Source organism: Pseudobutyrivibrio sp. UC1225, assembly GCF_900115215.1.
In the GTDB taxonomy this organism is placed as follows: domain Bacteria; phylum Bacillota; class Clostridia; order Lachnospirales; family Lachnospiraceae; genus Pseudobutyrivibrio.
In genome coordinates, this window is sequence record NZ_FOVQ01000002.1 from 39,069 (window position 1) to 52,608 (window position 13,540).

14 protein-coding genes are annotated in these 13,540 nt (G+C 40.8%); all 14 read left to right on the forward strand.

The genetic code is table 11. The features are described 5' to 3' along the window. Window positions 1–28: 28 nt before the first annotated feature. The 14 genes from BMZ41_RS03115 (at window position 29) to BMZ41_RS03180 (ending at window position 13,539) form a co-directional block, all read left to right on the forward strand. Window positions 29–715: a F0F1 ATP synthase subunit A gene (locus BMZ41_RS03115; protein WP_090169788.1), complete on the forward strand. Its 687-nt coding sequence runs from the start codon at window positions 29–31 to the stop codon at window positions 713–715. Window positions 716–735: 20 nt separating this feature from the next. Continuing rightward, window positions 736–960 (forward strand): ATP synthase F0 subunit C, encoded by a 225-nt coding sequence (atpE, locus tag BMZ41_RS03120; RefSeq protein ID WP_090169789.1) that lies wholly within the window; start codon window positions 736–738, stop codon window positions 958–960. Window positions 961–1,090: 130 nt separating this feature from the next. Further along, window positions 1,091–1,573 carry a F0F1 ATP synthase subunit B gene (gene atpF, locus BMZ41_RS03125; protein WP_072918269.1) on the forward strand — a complete coding sequence of 161 codons (483 nt, stop codon included), beginning with the start codon at window positions 1,091–1,093 and terminating at the stop codon, window positions 1,571–1,573. A gap of 2 nt (window positions 1,574–1,575) precedes the next feature. Continuing rightward, window positions 1,576–3,585 (forward strand): F0F1 ATP synthase subunit alpha, encoded by a 2,010-nt coding sequence (atpA, locus tag BMZ41_RS03130; protein ID WP_242942003.1) that lies wholly within the window; start codon window positions 1,576–1,578, stop codon window positions 3,583–3,585. A 3-nt stretch (window positions 3,586–3,588) separates the two neighbouring features. Beyond that, a complete protein-coding gene (gene atpG, locus BMZ41_RS03135) occupies window positions 3,589–4,599 on the forward strand; it encodes an ATP synthase F1 subunit gamma (RefSeq protein WP_090526869.1) in 1,011 nt (336 codons plus the stop codon). Between the two features lie 57 nt (window positions 4,600–4,656). Next, complete coding sequence (gene atpD / locus BMZ41_RS03140; protein ID WP_028248520.1) at window positions 4,657–6,054, forward strand: F0F1 ATP synthase subunit beta; 1,398 nt, start codon at window positions 4,657–4,659, stop codon at window positions 6,052–6,054. A 3-nt stretch (window positions 6,055–6,057) separates the two neighbouring features. Next, entirely contained in the window at window positions 6,058–6,483 is a 426-nt protein-coding gene (gene atpC / locus BMZ41_RS03145) for an ATP synthase F1 subunit epsilon (RefSeq protein WP_090169793.1), read from the forward strand. 82 nt (window positions 6,484–6,565) lie between these two features. Next, window positions 6,566–7,510 (forward strand): alpha/beta fold hydrolase, encoded by a 945-nt coding sequence (locus BMZ41_RS03150; RefSeq protein ID WP_090169796.1) that lies wholly within the window; start codon window positions 6,566–6,568, stop codon window positions 7,508–7,510. Window positions 7,511–7,733: 223 nt separating this feature from the next. Continuing rightward, on the forward strand, window positions 7,734–8,570 hold the full coding sequence (locus BMZ41_RS03155) for a DUF6709 family protein (protein ID WP_242870696.1): 837 nt from the start codon (window positions 7,734–7,736) through the stop codon (window positions 8,568–8,570). Window positions 8,571–8,573: 3 nt separating this feature from the next. After that, window positions 8,574–9,317 carry a class I SAM-dependent DNA methyltransferase gene (locus BMZ41_RS03160; protein WP_090169800.1) on the forward strand — a complete coding sequence of 248 codons (744 nt, stop codon included), beginning with the start codon at window positions 8,574–8,576 and terminating at the stop codon, window positions 9,315–9,317. Beyond that, a complete protein-coding gene (hslO, locus tag BMZ41_RS03165) occupies window positions 9,317–10,186 on the forward strand; it encodes an Hsp33 family molecular chaperone HslO (protein WP_090169803.1) in 870 nt (289 codons plus the stop codon). The genes BMZ41_RS03160 and hslO overlap by 1 nt, the downstream gene beginning before the upstream one ends. A gap of 107 nt (window positions 10,187–10,293) precedes the next feature. After that, window positions 10,294–12,009: a L,D-transpeptidase family protein gene (locus BMZ41_RS03170; RefSeq protein WP_090526871.1), complete on the forward strand. Its 1,716-nt coding sequence runs from the start codon at window positions 10,294–10,296 to the stop codon at window positions 12,007–12,009. Next, complete coding sequence (hisC, locus tag BMZ41_RS03175) at window positions 11,993–13,048, forward strand: histidinol-phosphate transaminase (RefSeq protein ID WP_090527351.1); 1,056 nt, start codon at window positions 11,993–11,995, stop codon at window positions 13,046–13,048. The genes BMZ41_RS03170 and hisC overlap by 17 nt, the downstream gene beginning before the upstream one ends. Then, entirely contained in the window at window positions 13,048–13,539 is a 492-nt protein-coding gene (locus BMZ41_RS03180) for a COG2426 family protein (protein ID WP_330386165.1), read from the forward strand. The genes hisC and BMZ41_RS03180 overlap by 1 nt, the downstream gene beginning before the upstream one ends. Window position 13,540 lies beyond the last annotated feature (1 nt).

Below are 13,540 nucleotides of genomic sequence, written 5' to 3' on the forward strand. Positions count from 1 at the left end.
CATATGAATAAGATAAGGAGGTGTTTTCTTGAATTTAGCAGAAGAGCTTATTGAAGAGCTAAATTGTGAAGCCGTTTTTACCCTCCACATAGGCAGCTATGAAATTCCGGTTATGGAGTCAGTAGTAGTTACTTGGATTGTAATGGGCATTCTTATTCCGCTAGCCATATTCTTAACGGCCGGATTAAAGACACAAAACATAAGCAAGAAACAGGCTTTCGCTGAGTTTATCTACGAAAAGCTACACAGCATCGTAGGTGGAATGCTAGGCGAGGAAGCAAAGCAGTACACGGTCTATCTTTCCACAGTCCTTTTATACATTGGTTTATCAAATATAATTGGATTGATTGGATTTAAGTCACCAACTAAGGACTTAAACGTAACATTAGCATTGGCACTTATGAGTATCATTCTTGTTGAAGGTGCAGGTATTTACCAGCACGGGGTTCGAAAGTGGCTCCATAATTTTACAGAGCCGGTTGCCATCGTAACGCCATTCAATATTCTTGATGTATTCACAAGACCATTGTCATTGTGCATGCGACTTTTCGGAAATGTACTTGGTGCATTCGTAATCATGGAATTACTTAAGATTGTATGCCCACCAGTTATTCCAGCAATCTTCAGCGTATATTTTGATTTGTTTGACGGATTGCTTCAGGCATATGTCTTTGTATTCTTAACATCGTTATATATTAAAGAGGCAGTAGAATAAACTTCTAGGAGGAAAAATTTATGAACACAATTATCGCAATTGGAGCAGGTATCGCAGTTGTAACAGGTCTTGGAGCAGGTATCGGTATCGGTATCGCAACAGGTAAGGCTTGCGAAGGTATCGCACGTCAGCCAGAGGCAGAGAGCAAGATTCAGAAGAACCTTATCTTAGGTTGTGCCCTTGCAGAGGCAACAGCTATTTACGGTTTCGTTATCGCACTTATGATTATTGTTATGCTTCAGTAAATGTATCAAGGAGGGGCCCTTTAGGGAAGATTCCTTGATATCCAGAACTGCCCATTGCTGAAAGCAATTATAAATGGCAGTTCTTCCTTGAAAAAATGTAGATAAATAAAAAATTTAAGAGGATATAAAAATGATTAACGTTTCATTTTGGAATATACTCTGGACTGTTGTGAATCTTTTGATTCTTTGTCTTGCTTTCAAGAAATTCTTCTTCAAGCCAATCGACAACATCATCGAGAAGCGTCAGGAAGAAGCTAAGGAAATCTACGACAAAGCAGAAGAGACAAACCGACAGGCAGAAGAGTACGCAAAGCAGTACGAGGATAAGCTTGCTAATGTTGAATCTGAGAAGAAGCAGATTATTCTTGAAGCAAGAAAGAATGCTGATAATCATTATCAGAAGATTATTGCAGAGGCTCAGGAAGATGCAAAGACTATCCAGGAGAATGCTATTGCTGAGGCTACAATCGAGAAGAATAAGATTATTTCTAGCGCAAAGAAAGAAATTGCTGATATGGTTGTAGAAGCTACAGCAAAGGTTATCGGAGGAAGAACAGGGGCTGATATTGACAGCCAGCTGTTTGATGATTTTATTGATAAAGCAGGTGAATAACAGTGACAGATAAGTCTTTTAATTACATTAGTGATTTACATAGTATCAAAAATGCGGGATCTCATCTGCAGAATGCTGCGTCTATCATTGAGATGATACCAGCAATCGGTGAGGAACTCGCGGATCCTACTGTGCCTGACACTAAAAAGCACATGATAGTTGATAAAATCTTTCCACGTGAAATTAGAGATTTTATGAAACTACTTTGTGATAATGGTGATTTTGACTCATTTGGTGAAATCGTTGCAGACTATCAGGCTTTCCTTGAGAATCAGGGCGAGAAGATTGAGTATGCAACACTTAGATATGTTACAGCACCTACAGATGAGCAGCTTTCAGGAATCAGAAAGTTCCTTGCAAAGGAATTTGGCAGTGAGGATATCCTTATTAAGAAGGAGGAAGATCCTTCACTTAAGAGCGGTTTCGTTCTTACAGTTGGCTCAAGAGAGTATGACTGGAGTGAGCAGAGCCGTATAGAGCAGCTTTCTCAGAAAATTAATGAGGCTGTTCAGAAGAGTACAGTAGATGAAAACATCCTTTCAATTTTAAGATCAAGTATCGATGATTTTGAGGTTAAGGATAAGGAAGTCGGAATCGTAAACTGGGTTGGTGACGGTATTGTTAACGTTAATGGTATCGATCACGCATTTTACGGTGAGATTGTTATCTTTGATTGTGGTGTCAAAGGTATGGTTCAGGACATCCGCCGCGATGAAATTGGTATCATCCTTTTTGATCGCGATGTAGATATAAAGGAAGGCTCTAAGGTAGTACGTACTGGCAAGATGGCTGGTATTCCTGTAGGCGAGGGCTTCCTCGGAAGAATCGTAGATGCTCTTGGTACTCCTATCGATGGAAAGGGCGAAATCGACGCAGATGGTTTCAGACCAGTCGAGTGTCCAGCTCCATCTATCGTAGATAGAAAATCAGTTAGCCAGCCAATGGAGACAGGTCTTCTTTCAATTGATTCAATGTTCCCAATCGGCCGTGGTCAGCGTGAGCTTATCATCGGTGATAGACAGACAGGTAAGACATCAATTGCCACAGATACTATTATCAACCAGAAGGGCAAGGATGTTGTCTGCGTTTACGTTGCAATCGGTCAGAAGGCATCTACTATTGCAAAGCTTGTTAACACATTAAAGGAGCATGGTGCTATGGATTACACTATCATCGTTAGTGCCACAGCAGCAGATCCAGCTCCATTACAGTACATCGCACCATATGCAGGTACAGCTCTTGCAGAGTATTTCATGTACTCAGGCAAGGACGTACTTATCGTTTATGATGATTTATCAAAGCACGCAGTTGCATACCGTGCTATTTCGCTTTTGCTTGAGCGTTCTCCAGGACGTGAGGCATATCCAGGTGATGTATTCTACTTACACTCAAGATTATTAGAGCGTTCAGCAAGAATTATTCCTGAAGCAGGTGGCGGTTCTATTACAGCCCTTCCTATTATTGAGACACAGGCAGGCGATTTATCAGCATACATCCCTACCAACGTAATCTCAATCACTGACGGTCAGATTTTCCTTGAGTCACAGCTGTTCAACGCAGGACAGAGACCAGCGGTTAACGTAGGTCTTTCAGTATCCCGTGTAGGTGGTGCAGCTCAGACTAAGGCTATGAAGAAAGCCGCAGGTTCAATTCGTATCGACTTGGCTCAGTATCGTGAGATGGAAGTCTTCACACAGTTCTCATCAGATCTTGATGATGCAACAAAGAGACAGCTTGCTCACGGACGTGCTCTTATGGAGCTTTTAAAGCAGCCACTTAACAGACCTTTCTCAATGGCAGAACAGGTTATTATTCTTGTGGCCGCAAATGCACATATTTTTAGTGATTTAGATGTTATGGCAATTAAGAAGTTCAGATTAGATATGCTTGCTTTCTTCCATGAAGAGCACAGCGATATTATCAATCAGCTTAATTCAACTAAGAATATGACAGATGAGTTAAAGGAAAGTATCATCGAGGCAGCTACTGAGTTTAAAAACAATCAGGAGTAAGCTATGGCAAGTACAAAAGAAATCCAGAATAGAATAAATAGTATTCAGGATACGATGAAGATTACCAATGCCATGTACATGATGTCCTCAATGAAACTTAGAAAGGCAAAGCAGAAGCTTGCCGATACAGAGCCTTTCTTCGATGCAGTTCAGCGAGAGCTTGCAGAGAACCTTGTTCATTTCCCAGATATCAGACATATATATTTTGATAATCGTGTGGAGGATGAGCAGGAGTGTTTAAAACACAGAGGCTTCATTGTTTTCACTGGTGATAAGGGCATGGCTGGTGCTTATAACCATAACGCCATTAAGATGGCCCTTGATCGAATTTCTGATTTGCAAAAGGATGAGTACACATTGTTTGTTGTTGGTGAGGTGGGACGAAATTTCTTCCTTAACGGCGGCTACAATGTGGATGAGAATTTTAGATTTTCTTCAAATAATCCATCCATGCACAGAGCCAGAGTTATCTCAGAGTACATGATTGAAAAGTATAACAATGGCGAGCTGGACAGAATTGATGTTGTCTACACTAAGATGCTTAATTCTGTAACAGAGGAAACCTGTGTAGAACGTCTTCTTCCTCTTAGAACACACAAGTTCATTAAGGAAAAGGCAAAGGAAATCGAGGAGGATATTGAGGGAACAGGTAAGGCTGCTCAGGAAATGAAATCCGGAGTTAAGCACGTTCACTCAATTAACAGTTACGAGTACGAGGCTGTAACAAAGGGTGGCGATAAATGGATGCCATTCTTCCCATCACTTAAAGCTGTTTTGGAACAGCTGGTTCACAATAATTTTACAGGCTTCATTTATGGAGCACTTGTAGAGTGTTCAGCCAGTGAGGAAAACGCCCGTATGATGGCTATGCAGTCAGCTACAGATAATGCAGAGGCAATTCTTCGTGAATTATCTATTGAATACAACAGAGTGCGTCAGGCTGCTATTACCCAGGAAATTACTGAGGTAATCAGTGGTGCTAAGGCACTTAAAAAGAAAAAAGCAAAAAAGTAAAACTTCTTGTTTTTCAAATTTTTTTGTAGGCAGTTCTACATTAGGAAAGGAACAAACATGAAATTAAAAGGAAAAATCGTACAGGTTTCAGGACCTGTCGTAGATGTAGAATTTTCAGGGAATGACCTTCCTGCCATCAGAGATGCCCTTTACGTTATGGTAGGGGACGAAAAGAGAGTAATGGAGGTTTCTCAGCACATCGGTCTTGGTGTTGTAAGATGTATCTTACTTGCGCCATCTGAGGGACTTGCCCGCGATATGGAGGTAGTAGCTACAGGAGAGAGCATTACTGTTCCTGTTGGTGAATGTACTCTTGGTCGATTATTCAATGTTCTTGGTGACACTCTTGATAAGGGTGAAAAGCTTGATAATGAAGAACATTGGAGCATTCACCGTGAGCCACCTACATTCGAGGATCAGAGTCCTGTTGTTGAGATGCTTGAAACAGGTATCAAGGTTATCGATCTTCTTGCTCCTTATGCTAAGGGTGGTAAGGTCGGACTTTTCGGTGGTGCCGGTGTAGGTAAGACCGTTCTTATTCAGGAGCTTATCCACAACATCGCTACAGAGAGTGGTGGTTATTCCATCTTTACAGGTGTCGGAGAGCGTTCCCGTGAAGGTAATGACCTTTGGACAGAAATGGCTGAGTCAGGCGTTCTTGATAAGACAGCCTTAGTCTTTGGTCAGATGAACGAGCCACCAGGAGCACGTATGCGTGTTGCTGAGACAGGACTCACAATGGCAGAGTATTTCCGTGATGTTAAGAATCAGGATGTGCTTTTATTCATTGATAATATTTTCCGTTTCGTACAGGCAGGTTCTGAGGTTTCAGCCCTTCTTGGCCGTATGCCATCAGCTGTAGGTTATCAGCCTACACTTGCAAACGACTTAGGTGAGCTTCAGGAGAGAATCGCTTCTACAAAGAACGGTTCGATCACTTCAGTTCAGGCGGTTTATGTACCAGCCGACGATTTAACTGACCCAGCACCAGCTACTACATTCTCACACTTGGATGCTACAACAGTTCTTTCGCGTAAGATTGTTGAGCAGGGTATTTATCCAGCTGTTGATCCACTTGAGTCAACATCACGTATCCTTGAGCCAGATGTTGTTGGTGAGGAGCACTATGCAGTTGCTCGTGGCGTACAGGAAATTCTTCAGAAGTATAAAGAGCTTCAGGATATCATCGCCATCCTTGGTATGGAAGAGCTTTCAGACGAGGATAAGCTTACAGTATATCGTGCCCGTAAGGTACAGCGTTTCCTTTCACAGCCATTCTCAGTTGCTGAGAACTTCACAGGCGTAAAGGGGCAGTTCGTTACTGTAAAAGAGACAGTTCGTGGATTTAAGGCTATCTTAAATGGTGAGATGGATGAATATCCAGAGGCAGCATTCTTCAATGTAGGTACAATTGAAGATGTTAAGAAGAAGGCAGCAGACCTTGCAAAGGAGTAATCTATGGCATCTTTATTTAATCTTAAAATAATTGCCTGTGATGGAATCTTCTACGACGGCCCATGTGAGATATTAGTATTTCCAGGTTCCGATGGTGAGTATGCTATTCTTAATCATCACGAGGTATTTACCGGTATTGTGGAGATTGGTAACATCCGCTTCACAACAGGTGATGGCGAGAAGAGAAATGCTATTATTTCCGATGGACTTGTTACAGTTGAGCCAGATGGTTCCGTTGTAATAGTTGCATATTCATGTGAGCGTCCAGAGGATATTGATACCTTCCGTGCTCAGGAAGCGCTTGAGCGAGCACAGGAACAGCTTCAGCAGAGACAGAGTCGTATCGACTACCAGATTTCTACAAACAATATGGCTCGTGCTATGGCGCGACTTAAAGGCGCTGGAGCGAAGAATCTATACAAAATATAACGTTGAATATACCTTAAAAATACCTTAAAATGATAACTACTCGGAGTATGGGTAGTTATCATTTTTTTTGGGAGGAAATGGTATGATAAGGCAAGAGGAATATACATTTAATTCAGCCGATGGCCATTCGGTAATTCACTGTAGAAAATGGCTTCCAGAGGGTGAGCCAGTTGCAGTATTGCAGCTTGTCCATGGAATGCTTGAATATATTGAAAGATATGATGAGTTTGCTACATTTCTTGCAGAAAAGGGTTATGTAGTTGTTGGTCATGATCACATCGGTCATGGTCATTCTGTTACTAGTGAAGAAGAGCTTGGCGTTATGACTGGTGTTCATCCATCAGATGATATGGTGGAGGATATTTACACCCACTATTCAATGACAAGAAAAGCTTATCCATCTTTAAAATACTTTATTTTAGGACATTCTATGGGTTCATACATGGTTAGAAAGTTCCTTTCAGTAAAGTCTGCATATATCGAAGCTATGAGTGGCGCCATTATTATGGGTACTGGTCAGGAGTCAGCTGCTACATGTAATGGTGGCTTGGCAGTTATTAAGTTTATTTCTTTATTTAGAGGAAAGAATTATAGAAGTACTTTGGTAAGGGATATGAGTTATAGTGCCCCCTATAAAAAGTATGATTGTTATGGTAAGGATTATGGCAATTCATGGCTTACCAAGAATGTTGAAGAGGTAGAGAGATACTACCACGATAAATATTGTACATTCCTGTTTACAGTTAATGCCTATAAGGGATTGGCTGAGGCAGTTAAATATGTTGCCACTCCTGAGTGTGTTTCAAAGATGCGTTCAAGTATGCCGCTACTTGTGGTTTCAGGCGATTCTGATCCAGTTGGAAATCTTGGCGCAGGCACTACAGCTGCCTTCGAGGCTTTCAAGAAGGGCGGAATTAAGGATGCTACTTTGAAGCTCTATATGGGAGACAGACATGAAATCCTCCATGAGATGGATCGTCAGCAGGTTTTTGAGGACATCTATCACTGGTTGGAGACACATAGATAATTAATTTGGAGTATATATGGATTCACTGGAGCATTTAATTACAAGGTCAATAAAATCATATTACAAAAATAGGCTTTATGCTCCTATCATATTTTTAGTTATACTTCTGGCGTTAGCTGTGATTTTCCCGGTGCGATACATGCTGTTTCCGCGAAATTATTCAGCTGACAGCGTCAGTTTGTATCAACTCTATAACAATAAAGAGACTTATGGCAGATTCAAGATGTCTAATCTTTATTTTACAGGCTACACCAGCAAGTGGCTGGACAGAACCAGAGGATATTATTACTACACCATGCTTGGTCCAGAGTGTGTCATCGTTCTGTTAGATCCAGATACCTGTGAGCAGGGTGCACCTACAATAGAAGAGCTTACAGTTAAGGGCGAGGTTTTATATGAGTCAGAAGCTGCAAGATCCCTTCTTTCGAATTTGGCCAGAGATCTTAACTGGAGCGAGGATGGCATTATGTCCACTGTTTCCAGCTACACTATTTCAGAGCCAGATGCCACTGGATTTGTGTCAGAAGCCTTTGAGTTTTTCTATGTAGTATGCGGATTTTATAGTTTGATATCCATTATTATATATTGTCTTTTTATAGCTTTTCCTGTATTATCTGTTCCTGTCCAAAAGACCAGGGCTTATGGACGTCCAGCGGAGATTCTTGCTGAGGCAGAGGAAGAGCTTGCCACACTTCCACAGTTAGCAACTGAGGATATGTTCATTACTGAGCATTACTTCATTGAGACCAGCAGCTATGGCGTGGCTATTGTTCCTATTGATGCCATCATTTGGATTTATAAGTATTCTACTATGCACAAATTCCTATGGCATCACTTTTCAATCACCTACACTCTTTATATCACAGCGGCTAAGCGTCATTACATCAAGTGCCCTAAGAATATTAAGAGTGATATTGACGGTATCATGGACTACTTGGCAGAGGCTAATCATGATATTTTGGTGGGCTTCTCTGAGGAGAATCGTCTCAAGGTGGAAGAGATTCAGGACGATTTTGAAATTATTAGAAAGATATCAGGCTTTTTATCTAAGAGGGTATAGAAGATGGAAGCTTATACAAGCTTTGCCAGTGTATATGACAGATACATGGATAATGTACCTTACGATACATGGGCGGAAAATATAAAGACATTATTTGAAAAATACAATATGCCAATGGAGATAGTTTGCGACCTTGGCTGTGGCACTGGTCAGATTACCAGAAGGCTCAAGGCAGCAGGCTACGATATGATTGGCATTGATGTTTCCTATGATATGCTTATGGAGGCAATGACAGCTGAGGATTCCGAGGGGATCCTTTATCTATGTCAGGATATGCGCGAGTTCGAGCTGTATGGTACAGTTGGCGCAGTTGTCAGTCTCTGTGACAGTATTAATTATCTTCGTAATTACGAAGAGCTGCTTACAGTATGTAAGCTGGCAAACAATTATCTGGATCCAAAGGGGCTCTTTATTTTCGATGTAAAGACTGAGCATTTTTATCAGCAGCTTGGTAGTAGTACCATAGCTGAGAATCGTGAAGAAGGCAGCTTTATCTGGGAAAATGATTACGACCCTGAGACACGAGATAATGCATATTACCTTACGATTTATGAAGAGAATGAAGAAGGTACCTTCGACAGATATGAGGAGGAGCATCTTCAGCATGCATTTTCCATTGATGAAATCAAAGCAGCCATTAAAGAAAGTGGTTTAGAGCTTTTAGATATTTTAGATGTTGCCACTATGTCTGCACCGGCAGAGGATAGTGACAGGTTGTATTTTATAGCAAGAGAGGTAACAAAATAATGAGTGATTATATAGTTAGAGCAACAGCAGCAAACGATGCCATCCGTGCATTTGCAATTACAAGCAAGGATTTAGTTGAGGAGGCTCGCGAGCGCCACAACACTTCTCCAATAGTTACAGCAGCCCTTGGCCGTATGCTTTCAGCAGGCTCAATGATGGGTGTTATGCTTAAGGGAGAGGATGATTTAGTCACTCTTCAGATTCAGGGTTCTGGTCCAATGAAGGGTATCACAGTAACAGCAAACAGCAAGGGTGAGGTTAAGGGCTTCCCTAATGTTTCTGTTGTAGATTTACCTCCTAAGAACGGAAAGCTTGATGTAGGTGGTGCTATCGATCTTGGTATCATGCGAGTTATCAAGGATATGGGACTCAAGGAGCCATATGTTGGTACAGTAGAGCTTCAGACAGGTGAAATTGCAGAGGATCTTACATATTACTACGCAGTATCAGAGCAGATTCCATCCTCTGTAGGTCTTGGAGTTCTTATGAATAAAGACAATACTGTAAATTGTGCAGGTGGATTTATTATTCAGCTTATGCCTTTCACATCTGAGGAAGTTATTGCAAAGCTTGAGGAAAACCTTCAGACACTTCCATCTGTTACAGATATGCTTTCATCTGGAAAGACACCTGAGCAGATGCTTGAGACAGTTCTTGCAGGTCTTGATATCGATTTCAAGGAGACTTACGAGGTATGCTACAAGTGCGATTGCTCAAGAGACAGAGTTATTAAGAGTCTTGCTTCTCTTGGTAAGGAAGACATGGACGACATCATTGCGGATGGCAAGCCTGTTGAGGTAAGATGCCAGTTCTGTAATGAGGCTTATGAGTTCGCTATCGATGAATTAAAGAGCTTTAGGAAAAATTAATGATATATGTGGTTTTGCAGGACAAACTTTAGTATTTTTTACTTCTGTTTTTCCTGTAAACTAACACACGGAACAAGTATATACTTATTTATAGAGGAATATAGATAATGAGTGGAGTAAAGAGAAAAGTAAAAGCTCAAAAGAAAGCTCATAGATTTTATTTAGATAAGAAAACAATGCTTCGAATAGAAATTATTGCAGGCATTGTTTTATTTGTGTATTTGGCTGGAAGCGTTTTCTTCGAGAATCACTTCTATATTAGAAGCAAGGTTAACGGCGTTGGCGCCTCTTTTAGAACAGCAGAGGGTGCTTACGAAAAGATTCTTTCAAATGCAGATAAATACACTATCACTTTCATAAATGACGAAGGGGATGTTGTGAACGAGGTTAGTGCAGCAGACCTTGGAGTAGACGTTAATTATCAGGTTGAAGAGGTTCAGTATCTTCTGGATCAGCAGACTGGTATGAATTGGATTGGTCGTCTTTTTGTACCAGCAGAAAATTACACAAAAACAGGTAATGCCTACGATGAAGAAAAGGTTAAGAAGGTTGTTTCAAGCCTTGATTTTAGCCATCAGAAATCTACAAAGGAATCAGAAAATGCATACATCAAATTTGATGGTGACAAGTTTGTTATTGTAGATGAGGTTTACGGTGACGTAATCGATGCTGAGGGTGTAGAAGAGGCAATCATCTTCGCAGTAGAGAATCTTCAGACAAAGATTAATCTTTCAGATGGTACCTGCTATCACAAGCCAGCAGTTAAGGCTGAGGATGTTAATATTAATAAAGCCACAGCCCTTCTTAATAAATACATGGATGTTAATATTCACTATGATTTAGGTGAGGGTATCACAGAAGAGATTCCTACAGAGGTTAAGGCTAAGTTCTTCAAATGGGATGAGGACTTTAAGGTTGATTTTGATAGAGAAGCTATCGGTGAGTATGTTAATTCCATGGGCGATAAGTACAACACCTATGGAAAGAAGAAACAGTTCGTTACTACTGAGGGTGAAGAAATCGAAGTACCAGCAGGTTCATTTGGTTGGAGAATAGCCTATGATGGTGAGATTGATGCCATCATCGCTGATATAAAAGCAGGCCAGGATGTCACCAGAGATTTCACATATCTTTATCGTGGAACCAGCCATGGTGAAAAAGATTATGGTAATTCATATGTTGAGGTAAATCTTACAACTCAGCATGTATATGTTTATAAAGAGGGTGTCATGGTACTTGATACCAGTTGTGTATCCGGTAATGTATCAAAGGGACACGGCACCCACACAGGAGTTTATCCTATTGCCTACAAGCAGAAGGATGCTACTCTTAGAGGGGACAATTACGAATCACATGTTAATTTCTGGATGCCATTCAACTTAGGTGAAGGACTTCACGATGCTACTTGGCGTTCGAAGTTCGGTGGCACCATTTATAAGACTAGTGGTAGCCATGGATGTGTAAACCTTCCACTTTCACAGGCAGAGAAGATTTACGATATCGTTGAGGCAGGATGGCCAGTAATCGTATTTTACACAGGTGATACTGAGGAGGAGAACTTCCGTCTTCAGAATCCACAGATTGATGCTATGAATCTTATTGCTGATATCGAGTCAGTTACACTTGAATCAGAAGCAAAGATAGTAGCAGCAAGACAGAAATACGATTCACTTACTGAAGAGCAGAAAGCTCTTGTAACAAATTATCAGGACCTTGTTAACGCAGAGACTGTACTGCAGACATTAAAGGCACAGGCAGCAGAGACAGCAGAAGCAGCACCTACAGAGGGAGAAGTTGTAGATGGAAATGCAGTTATGGAATAACAACGTTAGAAAAGTTACACCTTACACACCAGGCGAACAGCCAAAAGTTAAAAACATCATTAAGCTTAATACAAATGAAAATCCATACCCACCAAGTCCTTTGGTGGGTAAAGCTATATCTGATGTTAGCATGGATTCACTTAGAAAATATCCGGATCCAGCCTGCTCGGTATTGATAAAAGCAATCGCTGATTATCATATGCAAGATGTCTCAAAGGTATTTGTAGGAGTTGGCTCAGACGATGTTCTGGCAATGAGCTTCCTTACATTTTTCAATTCGGACAAGCCAGTTTTATTCCCAGATATCACATATTCCTTCTATGATGTTTGGGCAGATTTATTTAGGATTCCTTATGTTCAGAAGCCACTTGATGATGCATTTAAAATTAAGGCGACCGATTATGAGGAGCAGTGCGGTGGAATAGTTATTCCAAATCCAAACGCACCAACAGGTGTGGCTGAGCCAGTAGAATTTTTTGAAAAGATAGTCGCGGCTCACCCAGAATGTGTAGTTATTATCGATGAGGCATATGTGGACTTTGGTTCAAAATCCTGCATCGATTTAACTGATAAATATGATAATGTGTTAGTAGTTCGCACATTCTCAAAATCAAGAGCTATGGCAGGCAACCGTATTGGTTACGCCATCGGTTCACCAGAATTGATAAAGTATTTGTCTGATTGCAAATTCTCTTTCAATTCCTACACCATGGATACTATCACCCTTGCAGCAGGCGTTGCTTCAATAGAGGATGATGAGTATTTCAAAGAAAAGGTTGATGCTGTTATAGCCACCAGAGAGTGGACCAAAAAGCAGCTTTCAGCAATGGGATTTACCTTCCCAGATTCAATGAGCAATTTTATTTTTGCAAAACATGAATCCGTAAATGCGGTACACATTTTTGAGGAGCTTAAAAAGAAGGGCATCTATGTCCGTCACTTCTCAAAGCCAGAGCGCATTGCAGATTACCTTCGTATCAGTATTGGTACAGAAGAGGAGATGCATACGCTAATAAATTCACTTAAGGAGATCATTTGATGAAGAACTATTTATACGTATTTTTTATTTCGATGGTACCACTTATAGAGCTTAGAGGTGCCATTCCAGCAGCATATTTCATCAAGGCAAATGACCCTACATTTAATTTGCTTACTGCTTACATTATTATTGCAATAGGAAATATGCTTCCAATGCCAATCATTTATTTCTTCGCCCGTAAGGTTCTTGAGTGGGGTAAGGATAAGCCAGTTATCGGTGGTTTCTTTACATTCTGCCTTGAAAAGGGTGAAAAGGGTGGACAGAAGCTTCAGGAAAAAGCAGGTCGTGGTCTTTTTGTAGCCCTTATGCTTTTTGTTGGTATTCCACTTCCAGGAACTGGCGGTTGGACAGGTACACTTGCTGCATCAATACTTGATATGGATTTCAAATCTACAATTCTTGCAGTTGTATGTGGTATTGCATTAGCAGGTTGTATTATCGGATTAGTTTGTGCATTAGGCCTTGGTGCTTACATAGGAGTGGCAGCTTAGT